This is a genomic window from Natrialba aegyptia DSM 13077 (assembly GCF_000337535.1).
Taxonomy (GTDB): Archaea; Halobacteriota; Halobacteria; order Halobacteriales; family Natrialbaceae; genus Natrialba; species Natrialba aegyptia.
Genome location: NZ_AOIP01000031.1, coordinates 244,233 through 265,591 on the forward strand (window position 1 = coordinate 244,233; position 21,359 = coordinate 265,591).

Annotated in this window: 18 protein-coding genes; 10 read left to right on the plus strand and 8 right to left on the minus strand. The window is 65.4% G+C overall.

The features are described 5' to 3' along the window. The first annotated feature begins 500 nt into the window (after window positions 1-500). The 6 genes from C480_RS12310 (at window position 501) to C480_RS12335 (ending at window position 9,071) form a co-directional block, all read left to right on the plus strand. A complete protein-coding gene (locus C480_RS12310; protein WP_006665944.1) occupies window positions 501-3,437 on the plus strand; it encodes a YegP family protein in 2,937 nt (978 codons plus the stop codon). An 81-nt stretch (window positions 3,438-3,518) separates the two neighbouring features. Next, the gene (locus C480_RS12315; RefSeq protein ID WP_006665945.1) at window positions 3,519-4,295 is read left to right on the plus strand and encodes a 4-phosphopantoate--beta-alanine ligase; all 777 of its coding nucleotides are present in this window, start codon (window positions 3,519-3,521) and stop codon (window positions 4,293-4,295) included. A gap of 172 nt (window positions 4,296-4,467) precedes the next feature. After that, the gene (locus C480_RS12320; RefSeq protein WP_049903635.1) at window positions 4,468-4,761 is read left to right on the plus strand and encodes a HalOD1 output domain-containing protein; all 294 of its coding nucleotides are present in this window, start codon (window positions 4,468-4,470) and stop codon (window positions 4,759-4,761) included. Between the two features lie 137 nt (window positions 4,762-4,898). Next, window positions 4,899-6,839 (plus strand): gamma-glutamyltransferase, encoded by a 1,941-nt coding sequence (gene ggt, locus C480_RS12325; protein WP_006665947.1) that lies wholly within the window; start codon window positions 4,899-4,901, stop codon window positions 6,837-6,839. 221 nt (window positions 6,840-7,060) lie between these two features. Continuing rightward, complete coding sequence (locus tag C480_RS12330) at window positions 7,061-8,041, plus strand: tyrosine--tRNA ligase (protein WP_006665948.1); 981 nt, start codon at window positions 7,061-7,063, stop codon at window positions 8,039-8,041. Between the two features lie 79 nt (window positions 8,042-8,120). Continuing rightward, window positions 8,121-9,071, plus strand: a complete 951-nt coding sequence (locus tag C480_RS12335) for a biotin--[acetyl-CoA-carboxylase] ligase (RefSeq protein WP_006665949.1) — start codon at window positions 8,121-8,123, stop codon at window positions 9,069-9,071. 15 nt (window positions 9,072-9,086) lie between these two features. Here C480_RS12335 and C480_RS12340 read toward each other — a convergent pair whose 3' ends face one another. The 5 genes from C480_RS12340 to C480_RS12365 form a co-directional block, all read right to left on the minus strand. Further along, entirely contained in the window at window positions 9,087-9,563 is a 477-nt protein-coding gene (locus C480_RS12340; RefSeq protein ID WP_006665950.1) for a universal stress protein, read from the minus strand. 86 nt (window positions 9,564-9,649) lie between these two features. Then, a complete protein-coding gene (locus tag C480_RS12345; RefSeq protein ID WP_006665951.1) occupies window positions 9,650-10,690 on the minus strand; it encodes an amidohydrolase family protein in 1,041 nt (346 codons plus the stop codon). 50 nt (window positions 10,691-10,740) lie between these two features. Next, entirely contained in the window at window positions 10,741-11,979 is a 1,239-nt protein-coding gene (locus C480_RS12350; RefSeq protein WP_006665952.1) for an HD domain-containing protein, read from the minus strand. Between the two features lie 122 nt (window positions 11,980-12,101). Continuing rightward, window positions 12,102-12,659 carry a DUF6790 family protein gene (locus C480_RS12355; RefSeq protein ID WP_006665953.1) on the minus strand — a complete coding sequence of 186 codons (558 nt, stop codon included), beginning with the start codon at window positions 12,657-12,659 and terminating at the stop codon, window positions 12,102-12,104. A 213-nt stretch (window positions 12,660-12,872) separates the two neighbouring features. Then, on the minus strand, window positions 12,873-13,172 hold the full coding sequence (locus tag C480_RS12365) for a DUF7385 family protein (protein WP_083873384.1): 300 nt from the start codon (window positions 13,170-13,172) through the stop codon (window positions 12,873-12,875). Window positions 13,173-13,332: 160 nt separating this feature from the next. Here C480_RS12365 and C480_RS12370 point away from each other — a divergent pair, with 160 nt between their 5' ends. The 3 genes from C480_RS12370 (at window position 13,333) to C480_RS12380 (ending at window position 15,296) form a co-directional block, all read left to right on the plus strand. After that, window positions 13,333-13,680 carry a hypothetical protein gene (locus C480_RS12370; protein ID WP_006665955.1) on the plus strand — a complete coding sequence of 116 codons (348 nt, stop codon included), beginning with the start codon at window positions 13,333-13,335 and terminating at the stop codon, window positions 13,678-13,680. A 116-nt stretch (window positions 13,681-13,796) separates the two neighbouring features. Then, the gene (locus C480_RS12375; RefSeq protein WP_006665956.1) at window positions 13,797-14,027 is read left to right on the plus strand and encodes an Lrp/AsnC ligand binding domain-containing protein; all 231 of its coding nucleotides are present in this window, start codon (window positions 13,797-13,799) and stop codon (window positions 14,025-14,027) included. 57 nt (window positions 14,028-14,084) lie between these two features. Next, window positions 14,085-15,296, plus strand: coding sequence for an MFS transporter (locus C480_RS12380; protein ID WP_006665957.1), 1,212 nt, complete (start codon window positions 14,085-14,087; stop codon window positions 15,294-15,296). Between the two features lie 63 nt (window positions 15,297-15,359). On the opposite strand, the gene C480_RS12385 is transcribed toward C480_RS12380, so the two are convergent. The 3 genes from C480_RS12385 to C480_RS12395 all read right to left on the minus strand — a co-directional run bounded on the left by C480_RS12385 (window position 15,360) and on the right by C480_RS12395 (window position 19,981). Further along, window positions 15,360-16,484: a Gfo/Idh/MocA family protein gene (locus C480_RS12385; protein WP_006665958.1), complete on the minus strand. Its 1,125-nt coding sequence runs from the start codon at window positions 16,482-16,484 to the stop codon at window positions 15,360-15,362. A gap of 124 nt (window positions 16,485-16,608) precedes the next feature. Further along, on the minus strand, window positions 16,609-19,107 hold the full coding sequence (locus C480_RS12390) for a glycoside hydrolase family 3 protein (RefSeq protein WP_006665959.1): 2,499 nt from the start codon (window positions 19,105-19,107) through the stop codon (window positions 16,609-16,611). Window positions 19,108-19,363: 256 nt separating this feature from the next. Beyond that, window positions 19,364-19,981 carry a nitroreductase family protein gene (locus C480_RS12395; protein ID WP_006665960.1) on the minus strand — a complete coding sequence of 206 codons (618 nt, stop codon included), beginning with the start codon at window positions 19,979-19,981 and terminating at the stop codon, window positions 19,364-19,366. 200 nt (window positions 19,982-20,181) lie between these two features. On the opposite strand from C480_RS12395, the gene C480_RS12400 reads away from it, so the two are divergent. After that, entirely contained in the window at window positions 20,182-21,252 is a 1,071-nt protein-coding gene (locus C480_RS12400) for a pyridoxal phosphate-dependent aminotransferase (RefSeq protein ID WP_006665961.1), read from the plus strand. The last annotated feature ends 107 nt before the right edge of the window (window positions 21,253-21,359 follow it).

A 21,359-nucleotide genomic window follows, 5' to 3' on the forward strand; every position in this document is an offset into this window, starting at 1 on the left:
CGACGAGCCCTCGTCGCTGGCCGGTCATACGCAGTTCGAAGCCTGAAACCTCGCCCGCTCGTTGCCGGCCCCAACCGGCGATCGACCGTCTGCGGATCCGTTCTCGACGCTTTCGTAAGCGTGTCGACAGTCTCGCTGCCGCGCCCGCCACGAGTTCATCCTCGAAACAGGGTCGAGTACTGCCGTCGATGCACGGCGAAGACGAGTCGTCTCATTGACAGTCGTTCCAGAAGAATGCAGGGTGTTAACACGATAGTGGTGACTATCATAGTCACAAAGTTGGGGTGTTCGAGGGCAAGCCGGAGTGGGAGTGTTTCAAGCGGCCCATTCGAATCACAGACGCGGCTAAAAACGCCGATAATCGGGGGTCTGGTGTCCCGTTCTAAAAATCAAAGTTGAAACCGTTGTCGGCCAAACAGTATCTGATGTTATATGTCTAAAATATGTCTGATGGCCAGAGGTTTATTATGGTGGGTTTCCGTGTTCCGGTCACATTTCGAATGTCTTCGATCAGTGACCTTCACCACAAACTGTATCGGTTGTACGAACGCTACGTCGGGGAGCCCGACTCGACGAAGGACGTGTACGGCTACTGGGTATTCATCGTCGGCTACGTCGTCGCGATTGCGGGCGTCACGACGTTTATCGCCGGCTACGCGGCCGAGATCGATGCGTACGGGATTATCCGCGCCTCCGGCGTCATCGCCGCGACGGGGCTTGCCCTCTGTCTCTTCGGCATCGTCCTGATGCTTCCCGTTCGAAAACGGGGGATTCAGGCGAGCGGTGTCGGACTGATTATCGCGTTCATCGGCGTCGGATTCTTCGGTTGGGCGTATCCCTACAACTGGCGGAATCTCGGCACTGACTACAGCGTGCAGGTCATTCTGGTTTACACGCTCGGTATCGGGATCATCGCGGGCGTCACCGCGCTCGTTCCGGTGCTGACCGGTCGCAAGGGCATGTTCGTCACGGAGGAAGGCGAAACGGAGGAACCGCCGATACTCACCGGCGACGCGCTCGAAGGTGCACAGTTCGCGGTTTTCCGCGACGAAAACGGGGACTGGAAGTGGCACGTGCTCCACCTCGAAGCGCTGGCGAAGAGCAACGAGAGCGCCGTCACCCGACCAAAGGCGACGGAGGGAATCGAACGCGTTCAGTCCCAGATCAGCTCGGCCGGGCTGATGGAACTGACGACCTCCGCGTTCCGACTGTACGAGGACCGCGACGGCTCCTGGCAGTGGACGCTCGCTCGCGACGACGGCAGCGTCGTCGGCACCTGCGCCGGCGAGTTCAGCGAGCGCGACGGTGCCGAGGAGTCGGTGAGTTTCCTCAAGGATCGCGGTCCGGCGGCGGACGTGATCGAGATCGAAGGGGCGGCGTTTACCTACGCCGAAGAGCGCGATCAGTGGTACTGGCAACTGGTCGACGACGAGCGCGCGCCGCTTGCCGCCGGCGAGGACGGCTACGGCACCCAGGAGCGCGCCGAACAGGCCGCACGGACGTTCGCCGAGCAGTTCGACCAGGCGCGACTGCTCGACATCGAACACGTCGGCGCCGAACTCTACGAGCGAAACGGCGACTGGACGTGGCGGTTCGTCGACGACCAGGATACGGCGCTGGCCGCCTGCACCGACGAGTTCGACGCGCGGCGGGATGCGGAGGAGGCGGCCGGTGCGTTGCTCTCGACGCTCGATTCGGCGTCGGTAACGGTGGCCGGCGAGCCGACTTACGAACGCTACCAGACGGGCGAGCAGTGGCGCTGGCGGCTCGTCGACGAGGCCGAACACATCGTCGCACAGAGTCCGGCGGCCTCCGAGACGGAGGCGGACGCCGCACACGAGACCGATACGTTCGGCGAGCACGCCCGCGACGCCGACGTCGTCGAGATCGACGACGCGGAGTACGAAATCTACCCCGCTCCCGACCGCGAGCTCACGTACGACGAGGACGACAGTCTGCCCGCGACGGCGAGCGAGGGGAGTACACTCGTATCCACGGATGGCGGAACGACGACAGCCGACGGCGAGACCGACGCCGACGCGGATCCGACCGACGGTCCGGACTGGAACTGGCGGCTCGTCACCGAGGATCGCGACGTGATCGCCGCAAGCACCGAACGCCACCGCGACACCGAAACGGCGACCGAGGCGATCGAGCGCGTTCGCGATCAAGCGAGCGAAGCCGATCTCATCGAGTTCGACGAGGCGGCGTTCCAGGTCTACGAAGCGGACTCCGGTGAGTGGCGCTGGCGGCTGATCGACGAGGACGGGAACGTGCTCGCCGACAGCGGCGCGGAACACACCTCGCGCGGCGAGGCCGCCGAGGCGATGATGACGCTCAAAGAACAGGCTCCCGACGCCGAACTCTTAGAGATCGAAACCGCCGCGTTCGAACTCTTCGTCAACGAGGACGACGAGTGGGGCTGGCGGCTGATCGACGAGGCCGGTAAACTCGTCGCCGAGGACCCGGAAACCCATCCGACCCGTGCCGCCGCCCGAGAGGCGATGAACCGCCTGCTCGAGCACCTCGATTCGGACGTGCGGACGATGGACGAGGCCATCTTCCAGACCTACGCATCCGAGGACTGGCACTGGCGATTCGTGCTTCCGTCCGGCGAAACCGTCGCCGTCGCCGGCGACACCGCCGCGACGCGAGACGAACTCGTCGACACGCTTCCCGACGTTCGCGAGTCGGCGGCATCCGCACAGGCCTACACGATCGGCGACGTGACGGTCCAGCTCTACGAGAACGGCGACTGGAGCTTCCGGCTGCTCGATCGCGACCGCAACGAAATCGCCGACGCGACGGGTACCTACGCGAAGCGCGAGGCCGTGCTTGCGACCGTCGACACGCTCACGGCCAACGCCGCCGATGCGCCGATCTTTACGATCGAGGACGCGGCGATCCGACTCACCGACGAGGACGGCTGGTCCTGGGAGCTGGTCGACCGCGAGCGCACCGTCTTCGCGAGTTCGACCGACACCGCGTCGAGTCGGGACGAGCTTTACTCCCAGGTCGAGACGGTGCGCCAGCTCGCGCCGATGGCCGGCCGCGTCGACTTCGACGTCGCGTCGTTCGAACTCGTCGCGGACGAGGACGACCGCTGGCAGTGGCGGCTGATCGACGAGGACGGGCGCACGGTTGCGACCGGCTCCGAAATGCACGAATCGAGCGAGTTGGCGCGCGAGGCGCTCGAGAACGTACGCGAGCTGATCGAGGCGGCGAGCATCCTCGAGATCGACAGCGTTTCCTTCGAGTTGCACACGGCGGACGACGAAGACGGAGAAACGGACGGGTGGGTCTGGCGGCTGGTCGACGAGTTCGGGTCGACGATGGCCGAGAGCACCCAGACCTACGAGTCTCGGACCGACGCTCGCGAGGCGATGAACGACGTGAAAGCGGAGGCTCCGGAGGGCTGGATCACCTTCACGGAGTAGCGAGCGAGAGCGACGCGGGGAAGAATCGGTCGGTGCGGACGGATCGGGCCGCTTTTTATCGATGCAATCGGATGGTCGATCGTGAGCGATTACGATACCGTTTCGGCTGATGTCGAACACGAGGAGGAGATCCCGGCGGACCATCCCAGATACCAGGATCTACTCACTCGCCACCGGATCGAAACCGGCATCGAGAAGGGCATCACCCACCTCCAGGGGATGCACGCCGAGGGTCGTGGCAGCGCCTTCGATTACCTGCTCGGCGAGGAGACGATTCCGAGCGCCGATGGGGCAGAGCGGGCGGCGGCCGCACACCTCCTGCTCGCCGACCAGCCCGTCCTCTCGATCAACGGGAACGTCGCCGCGCTCGTCCCCGAGGAGATGGTCGACCTCGCGTCGGCGGTCGACGCCGATCTCGAGGTGAACCTCTTCAATCGAACCCCGGAGCGAGTCGAGGCCATCGCCGAGCACCTGCGCGAGCACGGGGCTGACGAGGTGAAAGGACTGACGGCGGACGCTCGCATCCCGAAGCTCGACCACCAGCGCGCGAAGGTGGACGCCGACGGTATCCACGCTGCTGACGTGGTTCTCGTTCCCCTCGAAGACGGCGACCGCGCGGAAGCCCTGCAGGAGATGGACAAAACCGAGATCGTGATCGACCTCAACCCCCTCTCGCGCTCGCCCCAGGTCGCGGCGGTGCCGATCGTCGACAACATCATCAGAGCCGTGCCGAACATGACCGAGCACGCGCGTGACCTGGCAGACGCTGACGAGGCCGAACTCCGGTCGATCGTCGACGAGTTCGACCGCGAACAGGCACTCGAGGACGCCGAAGCTCGCATTCGAAACGGGCTCTGACCCGTCGGTTGGATCGGGCTACTCTGGCTGTCTCCGAGACCGGCATCGAGCGGGAGCGAGAATACGACGGACACCGCACGAACGCGAGAAGAGCGCGAAAGTGTCGCCTCAACTGGACATGCAATGGCCAGTCAAACGGTTACAGTCGCGGCCCAAAATGGCACGGGTACCGATGACCGAAATTATCGGGTCCCCGGGAAACTCCGACGAGATACTCACGAGACGAACGCTCGACACCGAGCAGGACGCCCCCGCAACCCAGATCGTTGAAACGATCGCTGAACTCGAAAATACCGGCCCGACTGAGCTCTCGCCGATATACAACTGTATCGACGACCTGATCGCGAACCTCTTTTCATCGCCACCGCCCGGAGAAGCCGACGCAAACATCACGTTCACGTACCGAGGGTACCGGATCCATGTACAACAAAACGGGAGAATGACGATTTTGCAGTCAACATCGTAATTCGGTTCCGCGGGGTTGTTGGTCGAACAATACTGGCTCCAGCAGGCGTCACCATGCGAATCACGGGAGACGGTATCGGTGACAGTCACCACAACGATTATTATTGGAAATGATGAACGGTTTCTGGGATTCAACCGATGACGAACGACCAGCCCTCACGCGGAGTCGAGACCGGCGAAGATCGAGACAGCGCCACAGCGGACGGTATCGACCGACAGGCGACGCGGCGCGGCTCGCTCAGTCGCCGGTCGCTACTGGCCCAGACCGGTATCGCTGCCGGAGCGCTCGCGGCCGGTCCGGCGGCGATCCCGGCGGCCGCCGACACGCAGCAAGTTACCGACGTTCCGGGATTCAGCTGCGACAAGCGCCACTTCCGGTGCGGACAGCAGGTCACCGCGGCGGGCGGCATGGTCTCGAGCGTCGATCCGATCGCCTCGGGCGTTGCAGCGACGATCCTCCGGGAGGGCGGGAACGCGGTCGACGCGGCCATCGCGCTGCAGTACGTACTGACTGTCACGCAGCCACATGGATCAGGAATCGGCGGCGGCGGATTCATGGTCATCTACGACGCGGCGGACGACGAGTTCAGCGTCGTCAACAGTCGCGAGCGCGCGCCACACGGCGCGACATCGGACATGTTCCTCGACGAGGACGGCGATCCGATCCCGTTCGACACGCGGATTCAGATGGGAGAGGCAGTCGGCGTGCCGGGGACCGTGTCGGGGCTCGAGACGGCGCGCGAACGACACGGCTCGCGCCCGCGCCAGCGGCTGATCACGCCCGCGATCAAGTTGGCGTGGAACGGGTTTTCCATAGACGAGTTCCTGGCGGCGCAGATCCAGTCGAACTGGGAGAAGTTCAACGACGCGGCGCGGGAGGCCTACTCGGACGAGAACGGAGAGCCGCTTTCGGCGGGCGACACGTACGTCAATAAGGATCTAGCGGAGACGCTCCTCTGGATCAAGCACCTCGGTACGGCGGGCTTCTACAGTGGCCCCGTCGCGGCCGATCTCGCGGCGACGGTGCAGGAAGCGGGCGGGAGTATGACGACGGACGACCTCGCCGCGTACGACGCCGTGGTCGACGACCCGGTGCGAGCGGAGTGGGGCGACGTGGAGATCGTCGGCCAGCCCCTCCCGAGTTCGGGGCCAAGCGCGGTGATCATGATACTCAAACTGCTCGAAGAACTCGATTTCGAGGCGTACGACCGGGATTCACCCGAGGCGTACCATCTCGTCGCCGAGGCGATACGGTTGGCCTGGGCCGATCGGAACGAGTACATGGGCGATCCGGAGTTCGTCGACGTTCCGATCGACGGACTACTCGACGACGACTACCTGTCGGGGCGCGCCGCGCAGGTGTCGATCGGGGAGACGCTCGCGGACTACGGGGCCGGCGAGTGCGTCGAACCCGGCGTTCCGCCGGGAGCGGGAGACCAGCCCGCCGCACCCGCCTCCCCCTATTTCCCGGGGTCGACGACGCACTTCTCGGTCGTCGACGCGGACGGAAACGCCGTCTCGTACACGTCGACGATCGAGCAGTTCATGGGCTCCGGGATGATGGTGCCGGGTCGGGGATTCATGCTCAACAACGAACTGACGGACTTCGATGCCGTCCCCGGCGGCCCGAACGAGGTCGAGCCCTGGAAGCGGCCGCTGAGCAGCATGAGTCCGACGATGGTGGTCCGCGACGGCGTCCCCGAGTTCACCGTCGGCTCGCCGGGCGGGTGGACGATCGTCTCCGCGACGGTGCAGACGATCCTGCACCGCTACGTCTACGGGCTCGACCCGCTCGAGTCGATCACCGAGCCGACGATCTACACCGGCGAGTGTCTCGACATCTCGTGGGACGCGGGCGTGCCGGATCACGTCCGCGAGACGACCGCGGACTGGGGACAGGTCTGGGAGAACTCGTCCGAGGCGCTGGGGAACGTCCAGGCGATCGATATCGACGCCGATAGCGACGACCTGACGGGCGCGGCCGATCCGAACCGCAACGGGCAGGCGGTCGGGCTCGTGGAGATGGGGCCCTGGAATGGCGCTGCGGGTGGGAAGGACGAAGGCGGGAAGCCGGAGTAGCGACTGCCCGTCCGAACAGGCGCCCGCGTTCTGCGCTCTTTTCGGTGCTGTCTGCTCCGCATTCCATCTCCCCTCCGTATCCTACACTCTCCCCCACCGTCTCCTCTACTCTTCCCCGCCCCACACCTCACACTCCGCTCCACCCACCCCGCGCACCGACCGCCGTGCGAACATCGTTCAAGAACGCATAAATCCGTCCGTTGATTCCACTGAGACAAGCCATGGAGACGTACGATCTGATCACGCGAAACGCCGAGGAAGTCGTGACCGACGAGGAGGTGCGCGAACTCGCCGCAGACCCCGACGGAAAGCGCGCCTACGTCGGCTACGAGCCCTCGGGCGTGCTCCACCTCGGGCACCTGCTCACCGCGAACAAACTCATCGACCTCCAGGAGGCCGGCATGGAGGTCGTCATCCTCCTCGCCGACGTTCACGCCTACTTGAACGGGAAGGGCACCTTCGAGGAGATCCGCGAGACCGCAGAGCAAATGAAAGCCCAGTTCGTCGCCTACGGGCTCGACGAGGACAACACCGAGTTCGTCTACGGCTCCGCGTTCCAACTCGACGAGGAGTACACCCTCGACCTGCACGAACTCGAACTCTCGACGACGCTCAACCGCTCCCAGCGCGCGATGGCCGAGATTCAGGGCGGCGAGACCGCGAAAGTGAGCCACGTCGTCTACCCGCTGATGCAGACGCTCGACATCGAGTACCTCGACTTAGACCTCGCCGTCGGCGGCTTAGACCAGCGCAAGGTCCACATGCTCGCCCGCGAGGAACTGCCCGAACTCGGCTACGACGTGCGACCGGCCCTGCACACCCCCATCGTCGCCGACCTCACCAGCGGCGAGGGCAAGATGTCCTCGAGCGACGGCGTGACCATCTCGATGGAGGACTCGACCGACGATCTCGAAGAGAAGGTGAACTCGGCGTTCTGCCCGCCGACGCGCGATCCCGAGGGCGACCTCGAGAACCCCGTGCTCGAACTGTTCGAGTACCACGTCTTCCCGCGGTTCGACGAAATCGTCGTCGAGCGCCCCGACGAGTACGGCGGCGACCTGACCTACGACGACTACGAGTCGCTGGCCGCCGATCTCGAATCCGGCGAACTCCACCCCGCCGACGCGAAGGGGACGCTCGCGACGTACCTCGACGAACTCATCGCGCCGGGCCGCGAGAAGCTTCGCGAAATCCGGAACTGAAACCCGCTGCTAACACCGTTTCGCGCGCACCCGCTGTCGATCCCGCCGATTGAAGTACAAGCGCCACCCGCTTGCGTTCATGAACGAAACGCGACGCGCAATCGTCGACGCCCTCGCCGACGGCCCCGTCTCCGGTCCCGAACTGGCGGACTCGCTCGCCGTCTCGCGGGCCGCCGTCTGGAAGCACGTCGACGCCCTCCGCGAGGCCGGCTTCGACATCGAGAGCGGCCCGTCCGGCTACGAACTCGTCGACGTCGACGCCTACAGCGGCCCGGCCGTCGAGTTCGGTCTCGACGCGCCGTTCACCGTCGAGTTCCACGACGCGGTCGAGAGCACGAACGCGGTGGCGCGAGAGCGGGCGACCGACGGCGCGTCGGATCTGGTCGTCCTCGCTGACGAACAGACCGGCGGCCGCGGTCGTCTGGACCGCGAGTGGTCTTCGCCGTCGGGTGGTATCTGGCTGAGTATCGTCACCCGGCCGTCGATTACGCCGGCTCGGGCTCCGCTCTACACACTCGCGGCCGCGGTCGCGACAGCCCGAACGGCTCGCGAGGCCGGCGTCGACGCGCGGATCAAGTGGCCGAACGATGTCGTCGTCCCCGCCGGAGAAAACGGCGACTACCGAAAGCTCGCGGGCATCCTCACCGAGATGGAGGGGGAGACGGACCGCGTCGCGTGGCTCACCGTCGGCATCGGCGTCAACGCGAACATAGACGCCGACACCCTCCCGGCGGGAGCCACGGCGGTTCGCGACGAGGCTGCCGACGTGGATCGACGGCGATTCGTCCAGCGACTCCTGGAAGCGTTCGACGACGCCAGAACCGATCTCGAAGCGGTCGTGCCGGCCTGGCGCGAACTCGCGCTGACGCTCGGCCAGCGCGTGCGGGTCGAGCGCCCGGCGGGCGAAGTCGTCGGCGAAGCGATCGACATCACGGCGGCGGGGGCGCTCGTCATCGAAACGGACGCCGGAGAAGAACGGACGACGGTGACGGTCTCGGCGGGCGACTGCGAGCACCTCCGTCCCGTCTAAGGTCTGGGGTCCTCGTTACTCGACGATAGCGCGCGATTCGTTCGGTTGCTCCGGAACGTCGGACGGGTCGACCTGTACCGTCAGCACGGGAACGGGGGCCTGCCGGACGACGCGTTCGGTGACGCTACCGAGCAGTAGCCGGTCGATACCGCCGCGCCCGTGGGTTCCCATCACGATCAGGTCGCAATCCTCGGTCGCCGCCTGCTCGACGATGACGCGACTCGGCGACCCCTCGAAGATCGCCGTTTCGACCTCGATATCGTCGGGTGCGAGTTCTTCGACGCGATCGACGGCCGTCTCTCCCTCGCCGCGCAGTGCGTTGTTGATCCCTTCCCAGGCAGTTTCCATCGGCAGTCCCCCGTAGCCACTGATGTTGACGACGTAGAGCGCTCTGATCGTCGCGTCGTGCGTGCGTGCGAGGTCGAACGCGTACTCGAGCGCGCGCTCGACCTCGGGCGAGCCGTCGGTCGGAACGAGGATGCAGTCGTACATTGGTTGTGTTACACAATGGCACGGATGCTATAAGAACGTTTTCGTGACCATCGTGACCGTCAATCCGTCTTACGTCGGAACAGGACTCACCCGTCGGGCTCCGGAGCCGCGATGACTTCGCGGACGTCGTCGACGCCCGCCCGACGAACGACGGCACGGACGAGTTCGCGCGCGCCGTCGAGATTGGCCGATCCGCCGTCGAGGACGAGCAGTCGGGCCTCCCGTCCCGGTTCGATCACGCCGTAATCGAGGCCGGCGAGTTCGGCCCCGTTGATCGTCGCCATCCGCAGAATTTCGGTCGCGGAGAGTTCCGAAAGTTTGGCCAGAAACTCCATCTCCCGGAACATCGACGGCGAGTTCAGCATGACGTTGTCGGTGCCGAGCGCGAGCGTCGTTCGCTCGGCGAGTTCGGCGTAGGGGGAGAGTCCGACGCCGGTGACGAGGTTCGAGCGCGGGCAGACCGCGACGGGGACGTTCCGGTCGTCGATGCGCTCCAGGTGGTCCGGTTCGGGATGGACCATGTGAACGAGGAAGTCCGGTTCGAGATCGAGCGCGGGGTCGATGTCGCTCGCGTCGACCTCGCCGGCGTGGATACCGAAGGGTTTGCCCGCCTCGCGGGTCGCCTGGCGTTCCTTACCGAACTCGGCGTCGTTGGCCCCGCTCGCGCCGAAGCCGTCGCCCGCGTCCATCGCGTCGACGGAGCCGCGGGCGAACGAAAGCGCGTCGACAGCGCCGTCCGCGGCGGCGACAGCCGCTTCGAGCATCTCCACGCCGGCAACGTCGCCCTCGCGGAAGTCGAGACAGGCCGCGGTGCCGCTCCGATGCATGAACTCGAGCGAGGTCGCCATCGCCGCGACGAGTTCGTCCCGCGAGGCGGCCCGGAGCAATCGGTGTTTCAGCCCGTCCGGCGGCGCGACGAGTTCCTCGAGCGAGAGGCCGCCGCCGGCCTCCTTGGCAATTGAGTCGCCGATGTGGGTGTGGGCGTTGACGAACGCCGGGAGGATGATGTCGTCGGAGTCGACCGACTCCTCTTCGATCGCCTCGATCCGTCCCTCGTCGTCGATAACGACGCGACCCTCGACCGGAGTGAACTCGCGGCCGCGAAGGATGATCCCTGTACGTTCCATACGCGTGTGTTCGCGGGCAGTTCCATCAACGGTTCGCCTCGGGACCGTCGCTACGCCTGGTCCGTGAACTGATCGAGCGTCGCGTCGAGTCCGTTTCGCACCTCGCTGACCAGCGCGCCGTCGATATCCAGCCCGAGGACCGAAACCGCCGCGTGGCCGACCGCTTCCCGAACCGTCGACGGCGAGTACACGCCGAGTCGCCACTGGGAGTACTGGGCACCGCGCAGCGCCTCGACCAGCGGCGACTGCTGCCCGAGCCGCCGCATATCCCCGTTTACCATCACGCGCGAGGAGGACTCGGTCATCGACGGCCGGCTCGGCACGTCGAGAATCACGTGTTCCGGATCGACACCCGCTCGGTCGGCGATCTCTCGCTCGAACTCGCGGATCGACTCGTGGTCGGCCTCGATGACGCCGCCGGGAACGTCGTCGATCTCCGCCCAGACGGCCCGCTTGAACAGGTCGCGCTCGTCGAGTCGGCAAGAGAACTCGCTGGTGGCCGCACACGAGCGCAGGGCGACGATCAGGTCGTAGTCGTCCATGCGCTGGAGCGCCGCGGCGTCGGTGTCGGTCGTTGGCGTGTCGAGCAACCGTTCGGCCGCGCGGCGAAGCATCGCCTTGCCGATTCGGGCCACGCTGTGGCTGTAGACGGTCGGGTTCATCAGCGCACGGGCGACGAGCAGGCTCTCTGCGGTCTGGACGTTGCCCTCGTCGAGAACGAGTTCGTCGTCGACGAAGACGAGTTCGCGGATCAGTCGACCGTGGTCGATGGTGCCGTAGGGGACGCCGGTGTGGTGGGCGTCGCGCACGAGGTAGTCCATGCGATCGACGTCGAGTTCGCCGGAGACGAGTTGGCCGAAGCGGCCGTCGCCGGCGACGAGGTCGGCGATCGTGTCGGGATCGAGGTCGTGGCCGCGGAGTACGTCGCCGACTGCGCCGTCGGTAAGGAGATCGTGGACGTCGTCGTGGTAGCGGCCGGTACGGCGGTGGGTCAGCGATTCGAGGTTGTGGCTGAACGGACCGTGACCGACGTCGTGGAGGAGGGCCGCGGCCTGGACGCGCTGGCTCTGTACGCCCTCGATGCCGAGGTGGTCGAGGGCTTCGCAGGCGATGTGGTAGACGCCGAGGCTGTGCTCGAAACGAGTGTGGTTTGCGGAGGGGTAGACGAGCGAGACCGTGCCGAGTTGGGAGATGCGCCGCAGTCGTTGCACTGCCGGCGTATCGACGAGATCGCGGGCGACGCCGTCCACGGCGATGTGATCGTGGACGCTGTCCTTGATGATCTTCATAGCCGTCATTCCGGCGCTATGGTAGAAAAACTGTCGCGACAACCGGGAAATGAGATTGAAACGGGCGTGGAGGGGCGCGTACGGGGCAGCGGAATGGATTACAGCGGCTAGTTCCTACAGTTCTACAGGAGGTATCGCAGCGCGAGGAGTCCGAGCAACGCGAGCGGAGTGAGGATGTCGGTGACGAGAATCCCGCCCGCGTTCGCGGGATTGAGATTCCCCCGCTCGCGGATATCGCGGATGTGGACGGACGCGGCACCGAGCAGAAAGATCGAGATGCCGATCGCGGTTGCAATCCAGAACTCGCCGCGATAGACCACACAGAGGAGACCAAGGATCCCGAACGCGAGGTTCGCGAACGCGATTTCGGTCTGGAACGGATTGCCGGCCGGCCAGCCGATGAGTGCAGCGACCATGTCGGCTTTGAAGTAGTGGCCGAGAAACGCCCAGATTCCCTGGAGCCCGACCGTGACGACCAGAAACGAGAGCAAGAACGCGTCGACGGGAGCCATGTTCCAGACGGTACTCAGGGCGAGTGCAAGTACGATCGCACCAGCGGGAAACGCAAGCGGTTGGATGTAGTCCTGAACTCGATAGTCGCGGTCCTGTTCTACTGGTTTCTGATCGCCGCTCCCGGAAGCCGCATCATCGGACGGAGATCGAGTCGAATGTGCAGTCATCGTGTGGTTCACCGTACACGTGTTGTCCTACCGTACGCCTCACACGGAGATAAAGCAGTTACCGGCTGCCGCTGAGTGTCGCGCCGAGAGACACATTCCGGCCGTTCCGGACACACGAAAGACGGCGACAAATCGGACGGACACAGCACGGTCGTTCATCGAGGTCGTCGTGCAATCTCCGCCGACGAGTTCGTAACTATCCCTCGGGCCGCATCAGTGCGTACACACCAACAGTTTCTCGTCGGTCCGTGCGAGACAGAACGGCCGCTCTACCGGCGTCTCGAACGACGCCGTTTGCTCCTCGGTGACGAACAGTCGATCGAACTCGCGTTCGCAGGCCGGACACAGCAACCCCTCGCGGTTTTCGAGCGTTCGGGTCGTGCCGGAGTCCTTCAAGAGCTTCAGTTTCGTCCGGTAGTCGTGGATGCTAAAGCCGCCCGCGAGTTCAATTGTCGAACCCTGTTGTGTACGCGTCCGGTCCTGCTCGCCCGCTCCGTTTTGTGGCCCCGTCATGGCGACAGTACTGTACCGACTCGCGTCCTCGCACATAACGATTCTCGCCGGCGCGTCGCGGTCCTGCGAGAGCGAACTCGATCGACACGAGTACAAAAGCTCCCGTCGCTTGACGTGTGTGCGTTTACCCGTCTCGCCGCCGGAGTACTCATACCCATTCATGACCGAACTTACGATTCCGCGGGACGCCAGCACCGAGGAAGCGTCTCGACTCGTCGAGGAACACGTTACGGTCGGTGACTCCGTCGAAGTTCGAGAGGCCGATCGGACGGGGGCTGATGACGTCTCGGCCACGGGAGAGGTGACCGGCATCGAACCCGGCTACCTCGAACTCGACGGCCGGTCGCCCGGTGAGGGAAGTCCCCGGTACGATCAGATTCGGACCGTGATCAGGATCGAGGCTGGGACTGAGACCGAGACGGACGCTGGGACTCCCACTGACACTGGTGCTCACTCTGGCGCTGATACCGATACTGATACTGATACTGATACCGATTCCAATACTTGATCGACGCGTCCCCAGTACCGTCCGTGAGGCGATTCTCTCACTATCCGAACCGTCTCTACTGGCGGTATAGAGCTATATCCGCCCGTAGCACCTGTTCTCAACTGGTGGTGAACTCCATGGTAGAAGCGTACGTCCTGCTTATGACCGCCGCCGGAACCGCCCGCCCCGTCCTCGCGTCGCTCCGCGAACTCGACGCGGTCACTCGGGCGAGTATCATCGCCGGCGAGTTCGACATCATCGCCGAAGTCGAAGCCGACTCGAATCAGGAACTCCTGTCGCTGGTCACCGAGCAGATTCAGTCCGACGAGAACGTGGGCCGAACGCGAACCTGCATCGTTCTCGAATAGGCGGATTTCGACGGGCTACCGAACAGCACTTTCGTTCTTCGGACCGTGTGACGCCGTATGTCGGCCGACGAAACGACGATTCCATGGCGTTCGCCCACGCTACAGGCGATTCTCGTCAGTACGCTCGTCCTGCCGCTTGGCGTCCCGCTGCTCAGTCCAGTGCTCCCCGCCATTCGAGACTCGTTCGGGATTACGGACGCCCGGACGAGCCTCCTCATCACGGCGTACTTCGTGCCGGGAATCGTGCTGTCGCCCGTCATCGGCATGCTCGCCGACCAGGTCGGTCGCAAGCGAGTCATGATCCCGAGCCTGCTCGCGTTCGGCGTCACCGGCGTCCTCGCCGCGTTCGTGAACTCGTTTTCGATCGTGCTCGCACTTCGCTTGCTGCAGGGGACCGCCTCGGCCGGCGTGTTCATCCTGACGGTGACGTTCATCAGCGACGTCTTCGACGGCGTCCAGCGAAACGCCGTCCTCGGTGTCAACGCCGCCGCGTTGTTTGCGGGTGCGGCGATCTATCCGTTCGTCGGCGGTGCGCTCGGCTCGATCGACTGGCACGTTCCGTTTTTGGTGTACGCGGTCGCGATTCCGGCCGGTCTCTTCGCGATTCGGGCACTCGAAGAGCCGCCAACCGGCGAGCCGCGGACCGGCCTGCGATACCTTCGCGGGGCAGTCGACGCCTTACCCGCCGGCGAGGCGAGCGCCCTCTACGGCGCGACCTTCCTGCTCGAATCGGTCGCGTTCGGGACGATTTTGACCGCGCTCCCGTTCATCCTGACGGCCGACTTCGACGCATCGTCGGTCGTCATCGGTGCCGTGCTAACGATTCAAACGATCGCGTCGGCCGCCGTCGCGCTGAAGAACGGCGACCTCGCCAAACGCTGGTCGAACCACCGGCTGGTGGCGTGTAGCTTCCTCTGTTACGGTATCGGGTTGCTCGTCGTCTGGGTGGGACAGTCGGTACGCTTGCTCACCGTCGGTGCCGTCGTCGTCGGCGTGGGGTTTGGACTCGCGCTTCCGTCGATCGACGCCGCGATCGGCCGGATCGCCCTCCCGGAATACCGGGCCGGCGCGCTGAGCATTCGAAATGCAACGACCTTCCTCGGTCGCTCCGCCGGCCCCGTCGTCTACACCGGGTTGACGGTGCTCGCCAGTTACGCCGCACTCATCGCTCTCTCGGGAATCGCCATGCTCCTCCTCGGAATCGGCGCACTCCTGGTTACGAGTTCGGAGCCGCGAGTGCAGTCCTCCGAGAGTCCCCGCTCCCAGTGACGGGCACGCGCCCGCGTTCCGTTACAGCGCTGAACGCCCCGTTCTCGTCGCGCGAGCCACAACTCAGCCGAGAGTCACCCACTCGCCGCGCTCGTCGCTCTCCTCGATCGCCGCCAGGACCCGCTGGGCGGCCAGTCCGTCGTCGAAGTTCGGCGCGAACGATCGCCCGTCTGCGACCGCGCTCAGGAACTCGTAGTTCTCGTGGACGAACGTGTGCTCCCAGCCGAGGACGTGGCCCGGCGGCCACCAGTGGTCGAGGTACGGATCGTCCTCGTCGGTCACGAGAATCGTCTCGTAGCCCCGGTCGCCGTCGCGCAGGACCTCGAGTTCGTTCAGTCGCTCGAGGGAGAAGCGCAGGCTCCCCTCGGAGCCGTGAATCTCGATCGTGTGGTCGTTCTTGTGCCCCGTCGCGTACCGGGTTGCTTCGAGCGCCCCCATCGCGCCGTTTGTGAACTCGAGTTGGGCGGAGTAGGCGTCGTCGACGGTGACGGGTCTCGTTTCGTCGCCGTCGTCGACGGGGCGCTCGTCGATGAACGTCTGTAAGTGCCCGCTGAGGCGTTCGATGTCGCCGGCGAGGTCGTCGCCGCCGACGAGGAATCGCACGAGGTCGACCGTGTGCGCGCCCAGATCGCCCAGTACGCCGGCACCCGCGAGATCTTCGTCGAGTCGCCACTCCCAGGGTGCCTCGGGATCGACGAGCCAGTCCTGGAGGTAGCGACCACGAACGTGACGGATTTCGCCGAGTTCACCCGCGTCGAGCAGCCCCTTCGCGTACTGGATGGCGGGCACGAACCGGTAGTTGAAGGCGGCGCCGGCGGGCACGTCGTCGCCGGCGTCGGCCGCCGCCTCGGCCATCCGTTCTGCCTCTTCGAGCGTCGGCGCGAGGGGTTTCTCGCAGAAGACGGGCGTGCCGGCTTCGAGCGCGGCGATCGAGGGCTCGGGGTGGACGTGGTTCGGGCCGAGGTTGTAGAAGACGTCGACGTCGTCGACGACGGCTTCCCAGTCCGTCGAGATCGAGTCGAATCCGAGTCGGTCGGCGGCCTCGCGCAGCGTCTCTTCGTTGCGGCCGACCAGGACGGAGCGCTCGATCGACGGCGCGTCCGGGAAGAACATCGGCAGCCGCGCCATGGCGTTTGCGTGTGCTTTGCCCATGAATCGATAGCCGAGAACGCCGACGTCGAGGGTCATGGTTACCCTTTCAGCGGTGTCCGGGTTAGATGTTTGTATCGCAGAAGCGCGCCGGCGTACCGAGGCGGATCGTCACGTCGCGCTCGCAGCCGATTCGTCGCCGACGAAACCGGATCTCACCGGTTCAGTCGTCACAGCGATCGCCGGCGGAACCGTCCCGACCGGGGGCCGGCTTCGGATCGGTGATCGACGCCGTCTTCCCGATCGTCAACGTCGCCGTCTCCTCGCCGACCGAGAGTTCGTACTCGCCGGCCTCGACGACCGTCGGCTTCCAGCCGGGCACGTCACCGGGGACGACCTCGAGCGCCGAGAGATCGAGTTCAACTGCGACGGTCTCGCTCTCGCCGGCCGCGACGTGAACTCGTTCGAAGCCGAGCAGCCGGCGGTGGGGCTGGAGGACCGACCCGTAGGATTCGGTGTTGTACACCTCGACGATGTGCTCGCCGTCCATCTCGCCCGCGTTTTCGACGGTGACCTGAGCTGTAATCGTCGGATTTGATGCGGGGTTCTCGATGGTCGACGACGACAGTGTCAGATCGGCGTACGACCAGTCGGTGTAGGAGAGCCCGTGGCCGAACTCGAACTGGACCGTCTGCGCGCCCGCGTCGACGGATTGTCGGGGCGGATAGTCGTCGTAGCACTGGGGGACGTGGCCGACGTTGGCCTCCCACGTGAACGGGAGTCTCCCCGACGGGTTGTAGTCGCCGAACAGCGCGTCGGCGATCGCGACGCCGGCGTCACTGCCGGGTTGACCGGCGAACAGGACGCCGTCGAGGCGGTCGAACGTCTCCGCGGTCCCGCGCGGACTGCCGGCGAGGACGACGCCGATGAGCGGAACGTCGTCACCGGTCGCCGCGTCGACGAGCGCTACGAGTTCGCGCTGGGCCTCGGGGAAGCGCATCTTGTCGCGATCGCCGAAGCCCTCGTTGTGCGGGCCTTCGCCGAGGACGACGACGACCGCATCTGTAGCGGACGCCGCCTCGCGGATTGCGCGCTCCTGCTCGTCGGTCACGTCGAAAAAGCCGTTGTCGAAGTTCTCGTAGATGCTCTCGTAGGGCGCGGCCTCGAATTCGGTCGGGACGTGCGTCAGTCGGTCGCCGAGTCGCTCTTTCATCGCACCCTCGACAGTTGTCTGGCGCGGGCGCGGGCCGTCCGCGGTCAGGTCGCCGTCTTCGACGCCCTGCCAGCCGAGCGTCCAGCCGCCGTGTTGCATCAGGAACCGGTTCGGCGTTCCGTCCTCGACTCCCGGTCCGGTCAGCAACACCCGTTCGGTCCCCTCGAGCGGCAGTACATCGCCCTCGTTCTTGAGGAGCACCAGCGATTCCTTCGCCAGTTTCGCGGACACGTCCCGTGCGCCGCCGACGAGGGGGCCGATCCGATCCTCCGGAACGAGCGGCCGCTCGAACAGTCCGAGCTCCCGCTTGAGTTCGAGGATGCGACGCACCGACTCGTCGATGCGGTCCTCGGGGATCTCGCCGCTCTCGACGAGGTCGACCGCCGTCTCGATGAACTCGGCCGGCGACACCTCGCCGCCGCACATGTGCATGTCGACGCCGGCCGTGATGCCCTCCTTGACCGCCCGTCGCCACCCCTCGTCCGTGTTCGGACGGTACTCGTGATTGGTGAGCAAGCGGAGGAAGTCGTCCCAGTCGCTGACGATCACGCCGTCGAATTCGTATCGCTCGCGCAACACCGTCGTCAGGAGCCATTCGGAGACGTGTGCCGGTTTCCCGTTGACCGCGCCGCTGTTGACCATCACCGTCTTGGCTTCCTCGAGCGCCCGCGCGTACGCCGGTAACTGCCTGGTCCGGAGGTCTCGCATCGACGTACGAGCGTGTGCACGGTCGCTACCCGTGTTCGGCGTTCCGTAGCCGGCGAAGTGTTTGACCGTCGCCGCGACGCGACCGTTTCGTTCGAACCCGCGCGCACGTGCCCTGGCCAACTTCCCGAGAAGCATCGGATCTTCGCTGTGCCCTTCGAAGTACCGACCCCAGCGCATGTCCCGCAGGACGTCGACCGTCGGTCCGAAGTTCCAGTGACCGCCCATCGCCGCGATCTCCGACCCGGTCTGGACCGCTGCCGCTTCGACCAGGTCGATGTCGCGCGTCGCACCCATGTTGAGCCGCTGGGGAAAACTCGTACAGCCGTCGAGCAGGCCGTTCCCGTGGAGCGCATCGCCGCCCCAGAGGAACGGAACGCCGTGCTCCGTCTGCTCGATGGCGTACCGCTGTAACCCGTTCAGTCCCGCGACGAACTCCTCGCCGTCGAACGTCGGCCCCGACGCGCCGCCGCTGAGGATCGACCCGACGTGCAGGTCCGTAAACAGGGCTCCGACCGTCTCGGGTTCGTCGTGCGTTTCGAACGGATCGTCCGGGTCGAACCCTTCGCCCGCTTCGCCGAGTGCAACCTGGGTCATCTGTCCGACCTTCTGTCTGACCGTCATCGACTCGAGAAGACGCCCGATATCGTCCGTCGTCTCCGGATCGGCGTCCGTCTTCGACTCACCCGCACCGACCACGGCACTGTTCGCGCCGGTTCCGATTGCCATCGCGCTCGTCGCCTTGACGAACGTCCGTCGTGATGCACCACTGCCACTGCGATCGAATGCTCGTTCCGGTGGCATGCTCGGAGACGGCAACTCTCTCCCGAATAACTATTTCCGGACTATCGGCGCTGTATCAGTAGCGTTCTTCGAGCAATAGCAACGTATTTCGGGAATTACCAACCCTAACTAAAGCGGCGTCTGGGCTACCAGTCGAACACCGACGGGTCGATCCCAGTTACAATCGAAGGGAACGGACGACACACGGCACACAGCACCCGGCAACGGACTCGTCTGCGTGTTTCGACTCTCGTGCGAGTTCAGCTGTCGGCGCGACTTACTCGAACTCGCCGCGGAAGGCGATCTCGTCGACCGGCTTGCGGTCGCTCGGCTGTTCGCGCTCCTGGTAGTCCTCGGGAAGCGTCTCGACCGGTGCCCGCTCGCCGACGGCGAACATCGCTTCGACGGCGAACTCCTCGGGTACGTCGAGTTCGGTCGCGGCGCGTTCGTAGTCGAAGCCGGCCATGCCGTGGACGGCGAGGTCGCGGCGCGCGCCTTCGAGCGCGAGGTTCTGCCAGGCGGCACCGGTGTCGAAGGAGTGGACCGGCGCGGGTTCGCCGTTGTGGTCGAAGGTCGTCTTCGAGACGATGACGGCGAGAACGGCGGCGTCGCTCGCCCAGGCTCGGTTGCCCTCGCTCAGCAGGTCGACGAACGTGTCCCACTCGTCGTCCTCGCGGGTGGCGTAGACGAATCGCCAGTGCTGGTTGTTGAACGCGGAGGGGGCCCAGCGGGCGGCCTCGAACAGCGGGAGGAACTCCGATTCGTCGAGCGACTCGCCGGTCATCGCGCGCGGCGACCAGCGGTTGACGAACAGCGGGTCGATCTCGTGATCCGGATCGCGGTATTCGGCGACTTCGTCGTCGAGTTCGTGAGAGACTGAAAGAGACTCTTGCATCGATTCGACCTTGGAACGCCACACACGTATACATTTCCTGATATACGGGTTACCAGGTGACGACCGTGTCGTCGGTTCGTGGTTCCATCCCGCATACGCGCTTCGATACCCGAGGTCCGAAGACGGCTCCCTCGGAAACCCGCCGTCCACACGTTTGCCAATTGAGGCACGTATATGCGTCCCCTCCGCCAGTGTTCCGTATGGAGTTACCCCCCTTCGAACTAGAGCGATGGCTCGACGAGTACGAATCCGATGCCGACGTGATGCTCGCCGAAAGCGGCGTTCGAAGCCTTCCCGCCGATCGGTTCGACCTCGACGTGGGTGAACTCGGCTACGTCATCCCGACCGACGGATCGCCGGCGTTCCGCGCCGAGATCGCCGAGCGCTACGGACGCGACGCCGAGGAAGTCGTCCTCACCTGCGGCACGCAGGAGGCGGACTACCTCACGTTCATGGCGCTCTTGGACGAGGGGGATCACAGCGTCGTCGTCTCGCCGACCTACCAGTCGCTCGCGAGCGTGCCGGCCGCCGTCGGCGACGTGACCGAAGTCCGAACCGAGCCGCCGAACTGGGACCTCTCCGTCGACGCAGTCGCGGACGCGATACGCCCCGATACCCGGCTCGTCGTCCTCACGAATCCGAGCAATCCGACCGGCAAGTACCTCGGACCGGAGACGTTGCAGGCGCTGTACGACCTCGTCGAGGAGAACGACGCACATCTCCTGGTCGACGAGGTGTACCGGATGCTCGCCGACGATCCGCATCCCCCGGCCGCGGCGCTCGGGCCGCGAGCGATCTCGACCGCCGGCGTCTCGAAATCCTACGGCCTCGCCGGCGCGCGTCTCGGCTGGGTCGTCGCGAACACTGAACTCGCGGACGCGGTCCGAAAGTGGAAGGACTACACGACGATTTCGCCCCCGATTCTGGGACAGCACATCGCTCAGCAGGCACTCGGCGCGGCGGAGGACGACATCCTCGATGCGAACCGCGCCCACGCGAACGCCAACCGGGACCGCGTCGCCGAGTTCGTCTCCCGCTACGATCTAGAGTGGTTCGAACCGACGGGCGTCAACGGGTTCCCGACCGTTCCGGACGGGTTCGAGAACGGAACCGAGTTCTGCCGGTCGCTGTTCGAGGCCGAGCACGTCGTCCTCGCCCCCGGCGACGTCTTCGGCTACCCCGGTCGATTCCGAATCGGCTTCGGCCTCCACACCGACGAACTCGAGGCGGGACTCGAGCGGGTCGGACGGCACATCGAAACCCACGGCTGACGAGTCGTGCACACGTCGGATTCGCGTCGTGCTGGGGCCGCCGCGGTCACCGCCGAGGAACAGCTGAGGAACAGCTGAGGAACAGCCGAGAAATAGCCGGAAAACGC

Excerpts from the sequence above, each read along its gene's own strand:
- C480_RS12310 (WP_006665944.1), top strand. The coding sequence starts at position 501 with ATGTCTTCGATCAGTGACCTTCACCACAAACTGTATCGGTTGTACGAA.
- C480_RS12320 (WP_049903635.1), top strand. The coding sequence starts at position 4,468 with ATGACCGAAATTATCGGGTCCCCGGGAAACTCCGACGAGATACTCACG.
- ggt (WP_006665947.1), top strand. The coding sequence starts at position 4,899 with ATGACGAACGACCAGCCCTCACGCGGAGTCGAGACCGGCGAAGATCGA.
- C480_RS12330 (WP_006665948.1), top strand. The coding sequence starts at position 7,061 with ATGGAGACGTACGATCTGATCACGCGAAACGCCGAGGAAGTCGTGACC.
- C480_RS12335 (WP_006665949.1), top strand. The coding sequence starts at position 8,121 with ATGAACGAAACGCGACGCGCAATCGTCGACGCCCTCGCCGACGGCCCC.
- C480_RS12340 (WP_006665950.1), bottom strand. The coding sequence starts at position 9,563 with ATGTACGACTGCATCCTCGTTCCGACCGACGGCTCGCCCGAGGTCGAG.
- C480_RS12345 (WP_006665951.1), bottom strand. The coding sequence starts at position 10,690 with ATGGAACGTACAGGGATCATCCTTCGCGGCCGCGAGTTCACTCCGGTC.
- C480_RS12350 (WP_006665952.1), bottom strand. The coding sequence starts at position 11,979 with ATGAAGATCATCAAGGACAGCGTCCACGATCACATCGCCGTGGACGGC.
- C480_RS12355 (WP_006665953.1), bottom strand. The coding sequence starts at position 12,659 with ATGACTGCACATTCGACTCGATCTCCGTCCGATGATGCGGCTTCCGGG.
- C480_RS12365 (WP_083873384.1), bottom strand. The coding sequence starts at position 13,172 with ATGACGGGGCCACAAAACGGAGCGGGCGAGCAGGACCGGACGCGTACA.
- C480_RS12370 (WP_006665955.1), top strand. The coding sequence starts at position 13,333 with ATGACCGAACTTACGATTCCGCGGGACGCCAGCACCGAGGAAGCGTCT.
- C480_RS12375 (WP_006665956.1), top strand. The coding sequence starts at position 13,797 with ATGGTAGAAGCGTACGTCCTGCTTATGACCGCCGCCGGAACCGCCCGC.
- C480_RS12380 (WP_006665957.1), top strand. The coding sequence starts at position 14,085 with ATGTCGGCCGACGAAACGACGATTCCATGGCGTTCGCCCACGCTACAG.
- C480_RS12385 (WP_006665958.1), bottom strand. The coding sequence starts at position 16,484 with ATGACCCTCGACGTCGGCGTTCTCGGCTATCGATTCATGGGCAAAGCA.
- C480_RS12390 (WP_006665959.1), bottom strand. The coding sequence starts at position 19,107 with ATGCCACCGGAACGAGCATTCGATCGCAGTGGCAGTGGTGCATCACGA.
- C480_RS12395 (WP_006665960.1), bottom strand. The coding sequence starts at position 19,981 with ATGCAAGAGTCTCTTTCAGTCTCTCACGAACTCGACGACGAAGTCGCC.
- C480_RS12400 (WP_006665961.1), top strand. The coding sequence starts at position 20,182 with ATGGAGTTACCCCCCTTCGAACTAGAGCGATGGCTCGACGAGTACGAA.